The organism is Sulfurimonas sp. HSL1-2 (genome assembly GCF_039645565.1).
Lineage (GTDB): Bacteria > Campylobacterota > Campylobacteria > Campylobacterales > Sulfurimonadaceae > Thiomicrolovo > Thiomicrolovo zhangzhouensis.
The window spans coordinates 999,010-1,015,487 of sequence record NZ_CP147914.1; the positions used below are offsets into that span (position 1 = coordinate 999,010).

Here is a 16,478-nt window from a genome sequence, read left to right on the forward strand (position 1 = left end):
CCCGGCGTGTCGGACGGCGCCGAACCCCTTTTCTTGTCCGAGTAACCCATGAGTTTTGAATTTCCCTGGCTGTTTTTGCTGCTGCCCCCGCTGTGGTACTGCCTTTACCGCTGCCGCGAACGCCTGAGCCCGCGCTATTTCGTCCATCTCGAACTCTTTGCCGTACGGCGGGGATGGTTCAAATGGCTTTGGCTGCTGCGCTACCTGGCGGTGCTGCTGCTCGTCATAGCAATCGCCTCTCCCGTCACGATCGATCAGGATGACCCGCTGAACCGCCAGGGGGTCGACGTCGTGCTGGCGCTCGATGCCAGCGGGTCGATGGGGGCATCGGGTTTTGACCCCAAAAGCCGGGAGAGCCGTTTCGATATTGCCAGAAAGATCGCCAAGCACTTTATCGTTGACCGAATCGGCGATAACGCCGGGGTCGTCCTCTTCGGCGATTTCGCCTTTATCGCCTCGCCGGTAACCTATGAAAAAACCGTTGTCGCGGAGATGATGGATTACCTTGTCTACGGCATGGCGGGGCAGAACACGGCCATCGGCGAGGGGATTGCCATGGGCGTCAGGGCGCTTGAAGATTCCAAGGCGACCTCCAAGGTACTTGTCCTGCTGACCGACGGGGAACACAACAGCGGGCGGGTGTCGCCCAAAGCGGCGACGGAGCTGGCCGTCAAACACGGTATCCGCATCTATACGGTCGGGATGGGACAGAAGGGGGAGTTCGACGAAGCGATGCTACGCCGGATCGCCGACGAGAGCGGCGGCGCCTTCTTCGCCGCCTATGACCCGGAATCCCTGGCTGCGGTCTATGAAGCGATCGATGCCCTGGAGCGCTCCAGAATCAAGTCGGAACGGATCCTGCGGAAAGAGTACTATTACACCTGGCCGTTGGCCGCGGGCGTATTGCTGATCTTCTACCTCTGGCGCAGGGAGGCACTGTGATGACGTTTATGGCCCCGCTGTGGCTCTGGCTGCTGCTCTTCTTCGGACTCTACCTCGTCTACCGCCGTCAGCGCGGCGGTGGTCTCGTCTGGAGCGTGCGGAGCATCTTCCTGGTGTCGGCGATCGTCTTCGGCATTCTCGCACTGGCCCGCCCGGTGGCGATGCAGGAGCCGGTGTCGATCGAGCAGCGCGGCAGCGACGTCATCTTTGCCATCGACATCTCCCGTTCCATGCAGGCGACCGATATCGCCCCGAGCCGCCTGGAGGCGGCGAAGCAGCTGCTCTCGTCGGTGGTGGCAGCCGACGATACGAACCGCTTCGGCGTCCTGGCGTTTACGACGAACCCGGTGATCCTGTCGCCGCTGACCCGCGACGACGAACTGCTGCTGCATCTCTTTTCGGGTCTGGACACGTCGATGGTCATGACCCGGGGGACGGAAATAGGCGGTGCGTTGAAACTGGCACGCAAACTGTCGCGTTCCGAGCATCCCATCGTCGTGCTTCTGACGGATGGCGGCGATAGTCTGGGATACTCCCAGGAGGCGGCGAAGGCGCGCGCAGCGGGGCTGATCGTCAACGTCGTCATGCTGGCGACGTCGTCGGGGGGAACGCTCAAAGCCGAAGACGGAAAACTGCTGCGCAACGAGGAGGGCGGTATCGTCGTGACGGCGCGCAACAGTGCGATCGAGGCGATCGCCGACGCGACCGGCGGCGTTGTGATCGACGGGGCGGATGCCGGGGCGCTTGAGGCGGCCATTCAGGCCCAGGGGATGGAGGATATCCGCGAGAAACGGAAGATTATCCTCTACCGGGAGTATTTTTTCGCTCCGCTTGCGCTGGCACTGCTGTTCGCCATGCTGGGCATGACGGATCTCATCTCCCGTATCGGAGGGCGTCGTGCGTAACCGTCTTAGTCATATCACTTCCACCCCCGCCGTCACTGCATCCCTCCTGGCGCAGGGATGGCGCGTGATCTCCGCCAGCAAAGGGCACCGGGCGCTGCTCCCGCTCCTGCTTGGTTTCTTTGCGGCGCTGTTGTCGGTACTGCTGCTGCTACTGTGGAACGCGACGCTGCCGTACCGGGCGGCAGAGGCCTATCATGCGGCCGACTACAACCGCAGTGCCGCGCTCTATGCACAGATGGAGGGTGCGGCGGCACTGTATGATGCGGGCAATGCCTGGTACCGCACAGGCGAGTATGAACGCGCACTGCAGTACTACAGCGCGCTGAAGCAGCACGAAGGCAGCTTCGGCGCGTCGGTATGGTTCAACCGGGGCAATGCCCTTGTCCGTCTCAAGGAGTTCGCGAAAGCGCGCGAGGCCTTTGCCCGTTCCCTGGCGCTGCACTACGATGAGGAAGCGCTCGCGAACATGATGCACATTCTCGCGGCGGAGGAGCAGGACCATATGCTCACCGGACGGCAGGAGGGCAAGAAGCGCGCCCAGGACCAGGAGACCGAACGCAGCGAAGGCGCTCCCAAGAAAGAGGGCGGTGGCAGCAACCAGCAAAGCAGTGCCGAACGCCGCTCCGGTGCCGGAAGTCAGGGGAAAAAGGTGGAGCGCGAGGAGCAGCTGGAGTTTTCGAACAAAGGCAACAGCCGCCTGAGCTCAAAACAGTATGAACTGATCAATCAAAGGAGCGTACATGAAACGAATCCCTGGTAGAGGAGTGCTCTGGATGGGCATACTGCTTCCGCTGCTCTCCTGGGCCGTGGAGACAACCTACACCTGGAGCGCCGCGGCGACGAAAACGCGTGTAGCGCAACACGAAGCCTTTGCCGTCGAGTATACCTGCCGCTTTGATTCGGAAGCCTATGCCTACATCATCGCTTTCGATCCGGTGAAGGAGACGGAGGCGTACCGCATCGAACCGCAGAACAGCGATGAGCAGATCGTCGATGGGCATCGGGTAAACCGTTACCGTTTCACCGTTTTCCCGAAAACAGCCGGAACACTCTCCCTGGCGTTTCATGCTACGATGGAGCATACGACAAAGGCTTCCATCGAAAACGCGGTGATGGGGCGGGACAACGTCGAAAAGCTCGACTACACGGCCCGTACCGTCTCGCTGCCCGTGATCGACGTGGCGGTGGCACCGCAGCAGACGCCTTATGCCGGGCATTTGACCCTTTCGCTCGTAGTTGACCGCGAAACGGTCGATGCCTTTACGCCGGTACAGGTGGCCGTAAGACTGGACGGCTACGGAAACCTCGACACGATGGCACCATTTGCGCTGAATATCCCGGGTGCCCGGCAGTTTACCGACGGGGACGAAAAAACGCTCCGTCTCGGCGACAACGGCTACGAGGGGAGTATCGGTCAGCAGTTCGCCATCGTTTCGGACCGCAATTTCACAGTACCGGCCCTGGAGCTCTCCTATTACGACACGGAGCAGCAACGGACGGTGACACTGACCACCGAGCCCCATACCGTAGCCGTCCGTTCCGCCGCTGCCGCCGATGCGGACGAAGCGGAGGCTGCGCCGTCCGGCGAAGCGTCAATGCAGTGGAACGCGTCGTGGCTGCACCTGCTGCTGGCGCTGCTGGCGGGTGTCGTTATCGGGCGCTTCCTGCTGCCCGTGCGGGTGGAGACGGAAGCCGCCTCACTCCCGGAGAAGCTCAGACGCTGCAGTGATCCGAAACGCTTCGCCGCCTACCTGGCCATGGTGGATGCCGAGGGGTACCGGGAGATGATCGATACGATCGAGGCGAAGCTGAAGGCGGGGGAGAAGGTCGACCTCTCCGCGTACAAGCGGCAGCTCTGAGGCCGTGCTTTTAATAGAACGTCGGTTGCAATAGTGTGGAAAAACAGAGAGTGCATTTGACAAAGATACTCCGTTTCAAAACTGCGGCGGGCGTGTTCCATGTTGCCCGCGACGGCGGCGGACGTTACCATGTCCTTTTCAACGACGAAAGCATGGGCGACTACAGCGATATGATCGACGCGATCGAGGGGTTTGTCCACGAGAGCGGTTTCTACATCATCCACCCCGAGATGGCCTATCCCCTCGATACCTTCGACCTCGGCATTCCCGACGACATCAGCGGCTGGGAGCCCTGCTGAGCTAGAGCTCAAAAGCCTTTTTCAGATCACGGAGTGCCTGCCTGCGTGTCTCGTAAAGCGTATGGCATTCGTCCGAAGGGTGCTTTTCGCAGAAGTGGTGGAGCCAGTCGAGCTGGTTGGCCGCATCCTGGATGGCACCGAAATGTTCCAGGTGCTTTTTGGCATTCCTGATCTTGCGTTTGGCCTCGATCAGCCCGGCTTCATGGAGGAACTCCAGGACGTAACGTGCCTGTTTGTACCGCAGCCGGATCTCATGGATCTCTTTTTCATTAGACTCTTTCCCGAGGGCCTGGCGTGCACGTTTGGCCTTTTCATACAGGGCTTCGCCCCGGACGACAAGCCGCTTTTTACGCTGGTCGAGTTTCAGGGCTTCGACATCGGCGATCAGCAGGTCGATCGTCTGGCCGAACCGCGCCGCCGTCTCGGGCGGCCACCTTTTTTTGTACTGTTTGGTCCGGTAGCGTGTCAGTGCCCCATGCAGTTGCGGGTAGCTTTCGGGGGAGAGAGCGTCGAGAAAGACATCGGTTTCGCGCAGCGGGTTGGTGACTTTGAGCATCGACTTGGCGATGGTGTCGGGGGCGTAGAGATGCCGGCTGTATGCCGCCAGGACGGAACGGAACCGCCGGAGGGCGACACGGAAACGGTGCAGGGCTTCGATATCGGCGTCCGGCCCGATAAGCGGGAGCTGCTGCTTGGCCGTTTCGAGCTGTTGTACCAGGTAGGATTTCAAAAGCGCGCTTTCCATGATGGACCATTATAGTGCAGCTTTGTTACATCCTCACTTCAAGATGAAATCGGCGTAGATCGGAAGGTGGTCGGAGTAGCCCTTCCCGGTATGGTGCTTGGGGTAGGTACGGCTGCGCTGCCAGCGGTAGGGAGCCCCCTTCTTGCTCAGGAGGTAGTCGGGACGGAAGCGTGCAAAACTTCCCTTAACGTATTCGTTCCCTTTCCCGTCCGCCAGTGCGGGGGAGATGATGATGTGGTCGAGCGCCTCTTGCTGCCCGTAGAAACTGTGGCTCCAGCGCTGCAGGCCGGGAAGATCGTACCAGAGGTCGTAGGCACACGCCGGGCAGCTGCGCAGATCGTCGAGGGTGACGCCTTTTTCACCGCGCATTGTTAACAGCACGTCGTTGATCCCCGTGATGCCGTCGGTGTCGTTGTGCTTGCGTTTGCGCAGGAAAAGGTGCTTTTCGTCGTAGTCCGAATTGAAATCACCCAGCAGGACATACGATACGCTCCCCAGCGCATCCAGACGGCTTTTAAGTGCTTTGGCCGAGAGCATGCGCAAACTCTCCGGTCCCGACTTGCTTTTCCAGTGATTGACGAAGATGTAGAGCGGTTCGCCGCCGGTATCGAGGCGGACTTCGAGAATGTTGCGGATACGGTTGCCGTTGGCGACGGCGATTTCACGTTTGACCTTGACGGGAAAGCGCGAGAGCAGGGCCGTTTTGACGACACTCGGTTTGGCGTCGGCAATGGCGCGGTGGGGGAGGTAGAGCCCCGCACGTTTGATCTCCACCTGCAAATCGCGCAGGGCCCGGTCTGATTCAACCTCCTGCAATCCGATGACGTCGGGTTTCATTTCGGCGATGACGCGGGCGATGTTTCTCAGTTTTTTGCGGTAGTTCTTTTCGTTCCACTGCCAGGGGGTGTTCGGGATGTACTCGGCGTATTCATGCCCGCTGCGTTCGAGGTCGAAGAGGTTTTCAATGTTATAAGTTGCGATGCGCACGGTCTCTCCTGCAAACAGCACCAGCGGCAGCAGCAGCGCCGCGAGGAGTTTGATCACGCCTCAATGCCGCTCAGGCGCAGCAGGCTCTGCGTTTCGGGTTCGCGGTCCATCAGCTTGTAGAAGAGGACGCGCATGCTCTCCGAGCCGCCGCGCCCCAGAACGATGTCAAGGTAGCTGCGGCCCAGGGCGGTATCGAAGACCCCCTGGTCGACGATGGCGAAGAAGGCGTCGGCGCTGAGGACCTCGGCCCATTTGTAGCTGTAGTAGCCTGCCGCATACCCGCCGGCGAAGATGTGCGAAAAGCCGTTTTGGAACTTGTTGTACGACGGGGGCGTCAGCAGGGCGGTCCGTTCGCGCACGGCGTCGAGGACCGCCTGGACGTCCGGTGTCTCCTCCATGTGGAGGGTGAAGTCGAAAATGGCGAATTCGAGCTGGCGGAGCATACCCATTGCCGACTGGAAGTTCTTGGCGCGGACCAGTTTGTCGATCATAAGGTCACTGATGACTTCGCCGCTCTCATGGTGTTTGGCGAAGAGCTTCAGTACCTGCGGCTCGTAGGCGAAATTCTCCAGGAACTGCGACGGGAACTCCACGGCGTCCCATTCGACCCCGTTGACCCCGCTGACCCCGTTTTCGTTGACGGTACTGAGCAGGTGGTGGATGGCGTGGCCCGTTTCATGGAAGAGGGTGACGACGTCGTCGTGGCGTAGCAGGGAAGGAGTCGTAGCGCTTGAAGGCGGGAAGTTACAGACGATAAAGGCGCTTGCCAGCTGCTCCTGCCCGTGTTCGTCGAGGCAGTGGCTCTGCCAGTTGTGCATCCAGGCTCCGCCGCGTTTGCTCGGGCGCGCTTCGAGGTCGAGGTAGAGACGGGCGCGCAGCTGGTCGTCGACGTAGAGGTCGTGGGCCGTCGCCGTGTCGTGCCAGAGCGCGACGTCCTCGGCGGGGCGGATGCTGACGCCGAAGAGGCGGTGCAGGAACTCGAAAAGCCCCTCGACGACGGAGTTCTGCTCGAAGTAGGGGCGGTACTCCTCTTCGTCGATGTCGTAGCGCGCTTTTTTGAGCTGCTCGCCGTAGAAGGCGCTGTCATAGCTCTGCAGCTCCTGCGCACCCGCAAACTCCCGCAGTTCGGCCAGTTCGCGCTGTCCCTGGGCCATGGAGGCGTCGGCCAGTTCGTTGAGGAAGGCCAGTACGGTGTCGGGGTCTTTGGCCATCTTCGTGGCGAGGGAGCGTTCGGCGTAGGTCTCGAAGCCGATCAGGCGTGCCGCCTCTTTGCGCAGGGCGAGGGTCTCTTCGATGATCTCGGCATTCTCGGGGGCGCGGGTCGTGTAGCCCTTGTAGAGCGCTTCGCGGATCTCGCGGTTGGGGCCGTAGGTCATGTAGGCGATGTACGAGGGCATCTGCAGGGTGAACTTCCAGGCGGTTTTTCCCTCTTCGGTTTCAAACGCCGCGCTCTCGATGTCGCTTTTGGGCATCCCCTCCACGTCCGCGGGATCGGTGATGATGTACTCGAAGGCGTTCGTCGCGTCCAGGAGGTTCTGGGAGAAACGGTTCGAAAGCTCGCTGCGGCGGAGGCTGATCTCCGCGAGGCGCTTTTTGCTGGCTTCGTCGAGGTGGGCGCCGCTCAGTTCGAACCCCTGGATGTTGAGATCGATGACGCGCTGCTGTTCGGGGGTGAGGAGGTCATACTCGGAGGCCTTGATGCTTTTGAACGCCGTATAGATATCGAGGTTCTGCCCGACTTCGGTGCCGTACTCGGTGAGCAGGGGGAGGGCCGCGGTGTAGACCTCCTGGGTCTCGTCGCTGTTGTTGACGGCGTGCAGGTGCGACATCGGCGTAAAGAAGTGGTCGAGCCGTTCGTCAAGCATCTCGAAGGGTTTGACAAAGTTGGCATAGGTCTTCGCTTCGATGGCAAGGAGGGCCTGGATCTGGGCACGTCCGTCGTCCAGGGTGCGCTTGAGATCGTCGATAAACGTCTCGAGGTTGACTTCAAAGGGTAGAAAAGGTGCTTTGCTCATACGGGTCCTTGTTGCTTTGCTGAAATATTACCTCAAGATGCTGATACGTGATTAAACAATGGCAGTTATAATAGCCGCAAAACTTTGGTTCACCAGGAGAGTAATGATGAAAAAGATTGCATTATCGGTTCTTGTTGCCGCCGCCGTCGCCATGGCAGACTGCAGCTATGTGCAAGAGGGCGACGTCAGCGTCAACTGGACGGCGTTCAAAACACCGATGAAGGCAGGGGTCAACGGGACATTCCGCTCCGTCGTCTACAAAGGGGCGGACAAAGCGGCGTCGCTGACGGAACTGCTCAAGGGTGCCAAGGTGATGATCCAGACGAACAACGTCGAGTCGGGCAATGCCGGGCGCGACGCGAAGCTGGTGCAGTTCTTCTTCAACCAGATGGACGGCCAGATGCTTGAAGCGCAGGTCCTCGCCGTGGACGAAGCGGCCAAGATCGTGCTGGTCGAGGTGATCATGAACGGCAAAGGGCTCAACGTCCCGATGGCCTATACCCTTGAGAAAGGTGTTTTCAGCGCAAAGGGCGTGATCGACCTCGGTGACTTCAAAGCCCTTGATGCGCTTGCGTCCATCAACCGCGCCTGCTATGATCTGCATGCCGGCAAAACCTGGCAGGATGTCAACATCGGCTTTGTCATGAAGGTCGAGGAGAGCTGTACGAAATGATCGCCGCCGCCGTCAAGAAGATGATCCGCTTCCTTTTTGTGGGAGCGCTCTCCTTTTTTCCGCTGGTGGTGGTCCTTCTTGTTGTCAATTTTCTCAAGAACATCGGCCTCAGCGCCTATCTGCGGCTCAACACCCTGACCGATTCGGCCGACACGACAGTGCTGCTGATGTTCGGGGTGCTGGGGGCGCTGATCCTGCTGGGATGGACCATCGAACGCTACGGCCGCTCCGTCCTGCTTTCGGCGATCGACCGGATGTTCGAGAAGATCCCCGCGGTCAACACGATCTACTCCGTGTCGCGCAAGATCTCCAATATGCTGACCGGCAAGGATGATTCGGGCAAGAAAGAGGTCGTGCTCGTCGAATACCCCAAAGAGGGCGTCTGGGTCCCGGCCTATGTCCTCAACCGCCACAACGGCATCTGCGTCCTCTTCGTCCCGACGTCGCCGAACCCGACCAGCGGCTATACGGTCCTGGTCAAGGATGAGCTCACCGTCCCGGTGTCACTGACGCTGGAGGAGGCCTCCTCTTTCATTATCAGTATGGGGGCGGATTTCACCAAGCGCGACGAGGTGACGGAGAAGATCCACGCCGCGGGGGCTACGCCTCGTCCTTGAAACGGGCGTAGGGCAGGGTGCGCAGGTTGGAGTTGTAGTAGCGTTTGTCCTCGGTGACCTCGCGGGTCACCCAGGGCGGAAGCGCGAACGTCTCCTCGGGAGTCTGCAGCTCGATTTCGGCCAGGAAGAGCCCCGCATTCTCCCCTTCGAAGATATCCACCTCCCATAGATGCCCCTCATACATGATCTCATAGCGGTTTTTTTCGATCAGCGGCGGTGCGCAGAGCTCTTCGAGCATGGAGAGGGCGTCTTCGTAGGGGATGGGGTATTCGAATTCGCTGCGCACGAGCTCATGCCTTTTGCCTTTGAGGGTCAGATAGGCTTTGCCGTTTGTCGTACGGATACGGACCGTGACACCTTCGGACGGAATGTATCCCTGCTTGATGACCAGCGGTGCGGGCAGCTCCGGAAGCCGGGCGGGGTCGATAAGAAATTTGCGTTCGATTTCGATTGCCATGGGGTATTGTAGCGCAGAAAAAAGGGGAAAAAGGCCGGGAGCCTCCCGGCAGAAAAGTTCTTAGTGCTTGCGGTCGCCGGTGTTGTGGTAAAAATACATACCGTAGCCGATTACAGCGACGCTCGGGTAGAAAATGCCAAGCAGTTCGATCATTGTTCACTCCTTCGAAAATAAAGGGGTGTATGCTAGCGAAAAAAGTGGCTCTTTTTCCATTCAAATGAATTGAACAAAAAGATCAGTTTTTTTTCACGACTCCCTGCAGCCTGCCTGCTCAGGGTTCCAGTCCCCTCGCGGGAAAGGCGTCGAGGCTCTCGGCAACCACCTTGTTGATGTACGCCGTCCGCTCCTGGGGCGTATCGAAGTGTTTCAGCCGGTCGGTCGCGACCGCGCGCCAGAAGATCCTGTTCCCGACAGGGTTGAGCATATCGATGATGATCTTGGCCTCGTCGTAATCGTATTCACGCTGCACCGGCACGGTCATTGCGGCGCCGTACCCGTACCCGTAGTAGGGGAAGAATCCGACCATCTGAAAATCGGTCGTCACCTGTTTTCTGGTGGTGACGTCGGTATGGAAGACGATGACGAAATCGGCATGCTCTTTGTCGGCGGAGAGATACCCTTTCTTGGTCATATCGGCGGTAATCGCACTGGCGATCCGGCTCTGCGTCAGGGTTTCGATACCGTCTTTGAGCGGATAGACGACGGCGAAACGTTCAAGGGGTTTGAAATCAAATTCCGGATCGTAGTCGCGCTGCACCTGCATGCCGGAACACCCGGCAAGCAGTATCAGAAGCCCTACGGAAAACAGCCGCGTAAGCATGGTGACTCCTTTCGTGCTTTTTAGCATTGTAGCAGGGCAATGCAAACGGGTTACGGTACACTACACCCAATGAAACCTTTACTTTATGCTTTGACCATCCTCTTGCTTATGTTGGCCGGCTGTGCACCGAAACCCTTCCCCCCTGTCGCCGTCGCCGTATCCGAGCGCGCCATCGACTACACCAAAGAGGTCCGTCCCATTCTCGACCGCCGCTGTGTGGTCTGCCATTCGTGCTACAACGCTCCCTGCCAGCTGAAACTGAGTGCCTACGAGGGGCTGGAACGCGGCGCGTCGAAAACGGCGGTCTATGACTCCGAACGGCTCACTGCCGTCCACCCGACCCGCCTCTTTGTCGATGCGGATTCCGCCGAGCAGTGGCATGAAGACTACGGATTCTTTTCCGTCACGGCCAGCAGCGCATCGGGCCGTTTCAATGATTCGACGCTGATCAGTCTGCTCGAGGCCAAGCGCCGGCTGCCCCATATGGCCGGCGAATACCGGCCGGAGAATGACGAACTAACCTGCCCAAAGGACCATGACGAACTCGAAGAGTACCTGGATGAGTACCCGGACCGCGGGATGCCTTACGGGTTCCCGCCGTTGACAACCGCCGAGTATACGACGCTGTCGCAGTGGATACAGCAGGGTGCCCGGGGACCGGGCAGCGAAGAGCAGGCGGCGACGGAGCGTCCGGTTCGGCCGGACACGGCACTCCTGGAGGCGTGGGAGCGTTTTTTGAACCTGCCCGATGCCAAGCATGCCCTCACGGCACGTTATCTTTACGAGCATCTCTACCTGGCCCACATCCGGTTCGGCACGCCTGAGGGCACCTTTTATGAACTGGTCCGTTCCAAAACGGCCGCGCCTGCTCCGGTCGAGATCATCCCGACACTCAGATCCTACGACGATCCGGGCAAAGCGCCGTTTTATTACCGTTTCCGCCGGATTACCTCGACGCTGGTGCACAAGACGCATATGGTTTTTACCCTTGACGAACATCAGTTGACGAAGGTCATAAGGAGCTTCATCGACACGCCGTGGCTCGAGACCCCGCATGTGATGGGGTACGGTGCAAAGGCATCGGCCAACCCCTTTGTGACCTATGCCCAGATCCCCGCTTCGGTACGCTACGGCTTCTTGCTGGACAACAGCGAATATATCGTACGGACGTTTATCCGCGGTCCGGTCTGCAAGGGGCAGGTGGCGCTGAACGTCATCAACGATCACTTCTGGGTCATGTTCCTCGACCCCAAATATGATCTGAGCCTTCAGTACCCGAACCTGCTGCGTTTCAACGAGAAGGAGCTCTCCGTGCCGGACGAACGGGGCAGCGATTTCCCGGCTTACCGCTTCTTCAGCGACCGGTACATCGAGCGGGCCGTCGATTACTACAAAGCGCGAGCGGATTTTTATTCGCTCATCTATACGGACGGGCTGGGGTATGACGCTATCTGGAAGGGTACCGAGGCCGATGATGCACCGTTGCTGACGGTCTACCGCCACTTCGACAGTGCCTCGGTACACAAGGGTGTGCTCGGGGATCTGCCCAAAACCCTCTGGGTCATCGACTACCCGCTTTTCGAACGCATCTATTATGCACTGGTGGCCGGATTTGACGTCTTCGGCAACGTCGGGCACCAGACCAACGTGCGGCGCTATATGGACCGGCTCCGGGTGGAAGGGGAGAGCAACTACATCGACTTTATGCCGGTAGATGTCCGCGGGAAGCTCTTCGATGCCTGGAACAAAAACCTCAATATCCTGGTGGAGGAAAAGCTGTTCTACCGCCCGGCGCGCATGCCTTCAGCCATTGTCTACCAGACTGATGATCCCAAACGGGAGTTCATCGAACACCTTGTCGATCACGAACTGCCCGCAACGACCGGGATCGGGTTCGACGCGCTGAACTATTTCCGGGCGGGCGAAGCCCATCCGGGCCTGCCGGAGCATTATCGGACCCGTGAAGATTACATCCAGGCCTTCCGCGCCGTCGAAAAACCAGGTACGGCGTTTATCCGTACGGTCAACGGGCAGCAGTCGAATCTGGCCTATGTCCGTGTCCGTATGCCCGAAGGGGAGGAGGATATTGTCTTCTCGGTCATTATCAACCGCTGGCACGATAACGTTGCTTTTCTGTTCGACGAGCAGAGCCAGCTCGATCCCTCCAAAGACCAGGCAAACTTTATTTTCGACTTCGTCGGGTCCTATCCGAACATGCTGCTGGAGCTGGACGTTGACGAGGCGCCGGCTTTCTTCGATATGTTGCAGCATTACGAGGACACGCCGGAATACCGCCGCCGCTTTTTCCATTTCGGGATTACGCGGGACAACCCCCGCTTCTGGGAAGCGTACGACTGGTTCCAGAAACGTTTCGAGGCGATGCACCCCATCGACGCGGGGCTGTTTGACCTGAACCGCTACTACTACCTCTCTTTGCCGCATGGTGCTGCGGCGGCCGGAGAGTAGAAAGGCGCTCTCCGGCACTGAAATGTGCTACAATGGTTTCAAGCCACTTCATACTTAAGGAGAATCGGATGTCAAAATCGATGGTTGAACTCAAAACGCTAAAACTGGCGCATACGCAAAACGGTACGATCAGTATCGCGCACATCGAGGAGCCCTACGGCAAACACAGCAGTCCGGTGGTCAGTATTTCCATCGCATTGGAAGGTGCATCCAGCGACTGGAAAGTCCATATTCCTTACGAAAACATCGATGAGGTGATCAAGGGGCTCCAGGAAGCGAAAGCCTCCAACGAGGGGATGCCGCATCACGACAAACACACCGAAGACCTGAGTGCCGATACCGGCGGCGGCGCCTAGGCACGCTCCTCGCCGAAGACGCGCTGCATCAGTAAGCAGTCGGCTTCGGAATGACCATACAAGAACACTTCACAGTCAAAATCGACTTCCCTCCTGAAAAAACCGCGATAGATCTCCAGCACATGACGTTTGTCCAGTCCGCCCACGCCCGTGCCCATCAGCGGCAGGGTAAGAGTAACCGGTCCAGAGGACGCAGCTGCTTCGTCTGCAAGGAAAAGCTCTATGTTTACGAGTATCGTTCGGATGTCATCGAGGCTCGGCACGGTTTCGGCCGCATTCGGACGGTAGTCCATGACCGCGGCATGCAGCACGTGACGGAACGCTGTACAGCCTCCCGCTCCGGTGAGGACGACATCGCCTTTGGAGAGGGGGGCGCTGCTATCTCTTTTCCGGTTCATCTCCTCCTGCAGCGCAGGCCCGCAGGCCGCAGCAAACGCCCCCGAAACCCCCGAGCCCAATGCCAGGATCGTATTGGAGGGGTTGACGATGAAGTCCGATGCCGGTGCGTCCAGAAGGTTTCCCTCTTTTATCGTGATACGGTATGCCATAAACACATTGTAGCATCATCGCGGCGGGGCAGGGTAGCGCCTACATGTTGATCCTGTTGAATATAAATAACAGGGATAGGCCTGAGCGGTGCGGACCGCCGTTGCTGCAATTTTGTAGTAACTTTAACAAATTACTACAATTTCCTTGACATGATCGTAGTAATTATGCTAGCATGAAAAATTGTGTGAAACCGTCGTCGCCGTGACGACGGTGTCAAAGCGGCCTGCGGGGCCACCAAAAGGATGAACGACCGGACGGAGGGCATGATGCCGATTCGGACAATTCAAGATAAACACTACAAAGGGATCAGCGAACTCTACCGCAAGTCCGACGGTACGGTAACGGGTTACTACGTTACCTACCGCGACGAGGAGGGCAAGCCGGTCAAGCGGAGGGTCGCCGCCGACGACAAGGACGAGGCGCTTCGCAAACTGGTCGACATCAGAGATGAAGTCGACCGACTGAAACAGGAGAAGGCGATGAGCGCGCTCCCCCACACTGCCGAACACCCGGTGAAGAAAAACTCTGCTGCAGGCCAAGGTACAGACGTATCGCATGAGGTCCATTCCATGCACGATTGTCAGAAGCGGATCTCGGCATACGGCGGCAAAGCCGTCGTGCTGCTGATCGACATCGTCGCTTTTGATGACATCCGCATCCTTTATGGGTACGAGAAGGCGGAACAGATGGTGGCAGAGCTTGAAGTGCTGGTGGCTTCGGCGCTCGGCCGGCTCAAAAATGACGGGCATTTCCGCACCCTCGGTTTCGCAGCGTTCGATTTCGAACTCTACCATCTTTATGCCGACCGGCTCTGCCTTTTTGTCAAAAATGACTTCTCGCACCGGCTGCTCGATTTTATTGCCGAAAAACTCCACGCCTCTGTGTCGGAGTACGCTTTCAGTGTTGTACCCGGGAACAGCATTCATATCAACGTTTCGATCGGTGCGAGCAAGGCGGACGGCGCCGTGAGCCTGATGTACGCGGAAAAAGCCCTGCAGGAGGCCAAACGGCTGCACAACAGCTATATCTTCTATGACAGCGGCTCCGCCGAGCGCAATGCCCATTTTTCCAACAAAACCTACGAACTGCTTCAGGAGAACATTGAGCGCAGGATGGTGACCCCCTATTTTCAGGGAATCTTCCGCAACGATGCGCTGACGAAACCGGCAAAATTCGAGAGCCTGATGCGGCTGGTGGACCGTCAGGGACGGGTGCTTTCGCCGGCGGCTTTCCTGGAAAAGTCCAAAGAGTACCGCCTCTATACCCAGCTGATGCTCCAGATGATCGATAAGGTTTTTGACGTTCTGGCGCACTATGACGTCTCGGTGACGCTCAACCTCTCCTATGTCGATATCAACAACGTGCTGCTGAGAGAGTCCCTGCTGGAGCGGCTTGCCAAAGAGGGCGTCGGCCGGAGGCTGACGGTTGAAATCCTCGAGAGCGACCAGATCCGGGACCTGGAGACCGTCAACGAGTTCATCTTCAGGCTGAAAAAGCGCGGCGTGAAGATTGCCATCGACGATTTCGGCAGCGGCTACTCCAACTATGACAACCTGCTGAACCTCGAGATCGACTACGTCAAGCTCGACGGATCGCTGATCTCGAAGATCCACGACCGCAAACACCGTATCATCCTCGGGAACATGGTCAATATCTGCCATGAACTGGGGATCGAGACCGTGGCGGAGTATATCAGTGACACGGGCGTGCTGCGTATGGCGCAAAGCATCGGCGTCGACTATTTCCAGGGGCACCATCTGCACAAGCCCCAGCAGTGGGACGATGTCCTGCAGACCTTCGGTTATACGGAGGCGGCCTATGCATCATGACGACAAGCACCTCTCGGAGGTGACGGAGCGGACGATGCGGCGGCTCATCAACGAAGCGGTTGTCCTTCCTTCGAAATACCAGGAAACGTTTGCGGAAGAGGAGCAAAAAAGCCTGAACATGGCTGCGGAAAAAGCGGATGGTGATATGGTGCACCGTGAGATCGATCTGCTGCGCACGCACCTCTTTTCCGACGATGTCACGCCGGCGAAAAACCGTCTCTGGCTCTACAAACAGAAGCTCAATGCACGCCAGGGCTTCAGCGATGAGGGCTACCTGGTCAGCCTCCGTATCCCGGATTACAAAACAATCGTCGCTGAATACGACAGCATCATCGGCAACCGGGTCCTGATGCTGGTCTGCAGCTATGTGATCGAGTTCCTGAAAATGCAGCGGGTACATTTTGAAATTGCCCGCTATACCGAAGGGGATTTCCTGCTCTTTATGCACCGGATCGACGAGGCTGAAGTCGAATCGCTTCTGATGAATATGCAAAACGGTGCCGCCAACCATACGTTCAAGCACCGCAGCAGAATTTTCGGGCTGACGTTCGATGCCGTTGCAGTCCGCTACCTTGAAAATGAACCGTTCGCGACCGTCATGGATCAGCTCGAAGAAAAAAGGTTTGAAAAAAAGTTGAAGAGGGTGGTACCGCTGGCCGGACTTGAAGAAGACTAAAAGTGCCTGAAATAGGCAAATAGCAAGCTTTTCTAACTTTCACAGTAGTCATAAAAAGACATTTCTAGGCGCACACCGGGCACAAAAAATAAACATAGTGATATTGGTTTTCGGTACCAGGTGTCAGGGGTTCGAATCCCTTCGGGCGTGCCACTTTTACTTTCAACAGTTCCTAAAAATACGATATCACTACACTTTTTCAAAGTGTGACTCACTTGCTGCTGATTTATGGATTTTGTACCAGGTGTCAGGTAGATTTGGCCCGGTTTTGGCATTAATATCT

17 protein-coding genes are annotated in these 16,478 nt (G+C 58.0%); 11 read left to right on the forward strand and 6 right to left on the reverse strand.

The features are described from left to right. The first annotated feature begins 48 nt into the window (after positions 1–48). The 5 genes from WCX18_RS05115 to WCX18_RS05135 are packed head-to-tail and all read left to right on the forward strand — an operon-like array spanning position 49 to position 4,005. Entirely contained in the window at positions 49–942 is an 894-nt protein-coding gene (locus WCX18_RS05115; protein ID WP_345990294.1) for a VWA domain-containing protein, read from the forward strand. Beyond that, positions 942–1,847, forward strand: a complete 906-nt coding sequence (locus WCX18_RS05120; RefSeq protein WP_345990764.1) for a VWA domain-containing protein — start codon at positions 942–944, stop codon at positions 1,845–1,847. Before WCX18_RS05115 ends, WCX18_RS05120 begins: the two co-directional genes overlap by 1 nt. After that, complete coding sequence (locus WCX18_RS05125; protein ID WP_345990296.1) at positions 1,840–2,607, forward strand: tetratricopeptide repeat protein; 768 nt, start codon at positions 1,840–1,842, stop codon at positions 2,605–2,607. The genes WCX18_RS05120 and WCX18_RS05125 overlap by 8 nt, the downstream gene beginning before the upstream one ends. Further along, the gene (locus WCX18_RS05130; protein WP_345990298.1) at positions 2,588–3,706 is read left to right on the forward strand and encodes a hypothetical protein; all 1,119 of its coding nucleotides are present in this window, start codon (positions 2,588–2,590) and stop codon (positions 3,704–3,706) included. The genes WCX18_RS05125 and WCX18_RS05130 overlap by 20 nt, the downstream gene beginning before the upstream one ends. 56 nt (positions 3,707–3,762) lie before the next feature. Continuing rightward, positions 3,763–4,005: a hypothetical protein gene (locus tag WCX18_RS05135; protein WP_345986539.1), complete on the forward strand. Its 243-nt coding sequence runs from the start codon at positions 3,763–3,765 to the stop codon at positions 4,003–4,005. A gap of 1 nt (position 4,006) precedes the next feature. Here WCX18_RS05135 and WCX18_RS05140 read toward each other — a convergent pair whose 3' ends face one another. The 3 genes from WCX18_RS05140 to WCX18_RS05150 are packed head-to-tail and all read right to left on the reverse strand — an operon-like array spanning position 4,007 to position 7,752. Then, complete coding sequence (locus WCX18_RS05140) at positions 4,007–4,750, reverse strand: CHAD domain-containing protein (RefSeq protein ID WP_345990300.1); 744 nt, start codon at positions 4,748–4,750, stop codon at positions 4,007–4,009. Between the two features lie 33 nt (positions 4,751–4,783). Beyond that, the gene (locus WCX18_RS05145) at positions 4,784–5,794 is read right to left on the reverse strand and encodes an endonuclease/exonuclease/phosphatase family protein (RefSeq protein ID WP_345990302.1); all 1,011 of its coding nucleotides are present in this window, start codon (positions 5,792–5,794) and stop codon (positions 4,784–4,786) included. Next, the gene (locus WCX18_RS05150) at positions 5,791–7,752 is read right to left on the reverse strand and encodes a M3 family metallopeptidase (RefSeq protein WP_345990304.1); all 1,962 of its coding nucleotides are present in this window, start codon (positions 7,750–7,752) and stop codon (positions 5,791–5,793) included. Before WCX18_RS05150 ends, WCX18_RS05145 begins: the two co-directional genes overlap by 4 nt. Positions 7,753–7,855: 103 nt before the next feature. On the opposite strand from WCX18_RS05150, the gene WCX18_RS05155 reads away from it, so the two are divergent. Together WCX18_RS05155 and WCX18_RS05160 are read left to right on the forward strand one after the other, a co-directional pair. Continuing rightward, positions 7,856–8,425, forward strand: a complete 570-nt coding sequence (locus tag WCX18_RS05155) for a YceI family protein (protein WP_345990306.1) — start codon at positions 7,856–7,858, stop codon at positions 8,423–8,425. Continuing rightward, positions 8,422–9,042, forward strand: coding sequence for a DUF502 domain-containing protein (locus WCX18_RS05160; protein WP_345990308.1), 621 nt, complete (start codon positions 8,422–8,424; stop codon positions 9,040–9,042). The genes WCX18_RS05155 and WCX18_RS05160 overlap by 4 nt, the downstream gene beginning before the upstream one ends. On the opposite strand, the gene WCX18_RS05165 is transcribed toward WCX18_RS05160, so the two are convergent. After that, complete coding sequence (locus tag WCX18_RS05165; protein WP_345990310.1) at positions 9,026–9,499, reverse strand: CYTH domain-containing protein; 474 nt, start codon at positions 9,497–9,499, stop codon at positions 9,026–9,028. The genes WCX18_RS05160 and WCX18_RS05165 overlap by 17 nt on opposite strands. Before the next feature lie 271 nt (positions 9,500–9,770). Continuing rightward, positions 9,771–10,319, reverse strand: a complete 549-nt coding sequence (locus WCX18_RS05170; RefSeq protein ID WP_345990312.1) for a DUF4136 domain-containing protein — start codon at positions 10,317–10,319, stop codon at positions 9,771–9,773. Positions 10,320–10,388: 69 nt separating this feature from the next. On the opposite strand from WCX18_RS05170, the gene WCX18_RS05175 reads away from it, so the two are divergent. Together WCX18_RS05175 and WCX18_RS05180 are read left to right on the forward strand one after the other, a co-directional pair. Next, positions 10,389–12,785 (forward strand): fatty acid cis/trans isomerase, encoded by a 2,397-nt coding sequence (locus WCX18_RS05175; RefSeq protein ID WP_345990314.1) that lies wholly within the window; start codon positions 10,389–10,391, stop codon positions 12,783–12,785. A gap of 68 nt (positions 12,786–12,853) precedes the next feature. Beyond that, entirely contained in the window at positions 12,854–13,141 is a 288-nt protein-coding gene (locus WCX18_RS05180) for a hypothetical protein (RefSeq protein WP_345990316.1), read from the forward strand. On the opposite strand, the gene WCX18_RS05185 is transcribed toward WCX18_RS05180, so the two are convergent. Continuing rightward, positions 13,138–13,689: a macro domain-containing protein gene (locus tag WCX18_RS05185; RefSeq protein WP_345990318.1), complete on the reverse strand. Its 552-nt coding sequence runs from the start codon at positions 13,687–13,689 to the stop codon at positions 13,138–13,140. The genes WCX18_RS05180 and WCX18_RS05185 overlap by 4 nt on opposite strands. 264 nt (positions 13,690–13,953) lie before the next feature. Here WCX18_RS05185 and WCX18_RS05190 point away from each other — a divergent pair, with 264 nt between their 5' ends. Both WCX18_RS05190 and WCX18_RS05195 read left to right on the forward strand, forming a co-directional pair. After that, positions 13,954–15,519 carry an EAL domain-containing protein gene (locus tag WCX18_RS05190; protein ID WP_345990320.1) on the forward strand — a complete coding sequence of 522 codons (1,566 nt, stop codon included), beginning with the start codon at positions 13,954–13,956 and terminating at the stop codon, positions 15,517–15,519. Then, the gene (locus tag WCX18_RS05195) at positions 15,509–16,195 is read left to right on the forward strand and encodes a hypothetical protein (protein ID WP_345990322.1); all 687 of its coding nucleotides are present in this window, start codon (positions 15,509–15,511) and stop codon (positions 16,193–16,195) included. Before WCX18_RS05190 ends, WCX18_RS05195 begins: the two co-directional genes overlap by 11 nt. The last annotated feature ends 283 nt before the right edge of the window (positions 16,196–16,478 follow it).

Coding starts and splice junctions, on each gene's coding strand:
- WCX18_RS05185 (WP_345990318.1), bottom strand. CDS start 13,689: ATGGCATACCGTATCACGATAAAAGAGGGAAACCTTCTGGACGCACCG.
- WCX18_RS05180 (WP_345990316.1), top strand. CDS start 12,854: ATGTCAAAATCGATGGTTGAACTCAAAACGCTAAAACTGGCGCATACG.
- WCX18_RS05140 (WP_345990300.1), bottom strand. CDS start 4,750: ATGGAAAGCGCGCTTTTGAAATCCTACCTGGTACAACAGCTCGAAACG.
- WCX18_RS05195 (WP_345990322.1), top strand. CDS start 15,509: ATGCATCATGACGACAAGCACCTCTCGGAGGTGACGGAGCGGACGATG.
- WCX18_RS05155 (WP_345990306.1), top strand. CDS start 7,856: ATGATGAAAAAGATTGCATTATCGGTTCTTGTTGCCGCCGCCGTCGCC.
- WCX18_RS05120 (WP_345990764.1), top strand. CDS start 942: ATGACGTTTATGGCCCCGCTGTGGCTCTGGCTGCTGCTCTTCTTCGGA.
- WCX18_RS05130 (WP_345990298.1), top strand. CDS start 2,588: ATGAAACGAATCCCTGGTAGAGGAGTGCTCTGGATGGGCATACTGCTT.
- WCX18_RS05190 (WP_345990320.1), top strand. CDS start 13,954: ATGATGCCGATTCGGACAATTCAAGATAAACACTACAAAGGGATCAGC.
- WCX18_RS05115 (WP_345990294.1), top strand. CDS start 49: ATGAGTTTTGAATTTCCCTGGCTGTTTTTGCTGCTGCCCCCGCTGTGG.
- WCX18_RS05170 (WP_345990312.1), bottom strand. CDS start 10,319: ATGCTTACGCGGCTGTTTTCCGTAGGGCTTCTGATACTGCTTGCCGGG.
- WCX18_RS05175 (WP_345990314.1), top strand. CDS start 10,389: ATGAAACCTTTACTTTATGCTTTGACCATCCTCTTGCTTATGTTGGCC.
- WCX18_RS05165 (WP_345990310.1), bottom strand. CDS start 9,499: ATGGCAATCGAAATCGAACGCAAATTTCTTATCGACCCCGCCCGGCTT.
- WCX18_RS05160 (WP_345990308.1), top strand. CDS start 8,422: ATGATCGCCGCCGCCGTCAAGAAGATGATCCGCTTCCTTTTTGTGGGA.
- WCX18_RS05150 (WP_345990304.1), bottom strand. CDS start 7,752: ATGAGCAAAGCACCTTTTCTACCCTTTGAAGTCAACCTCGAGACGTTT.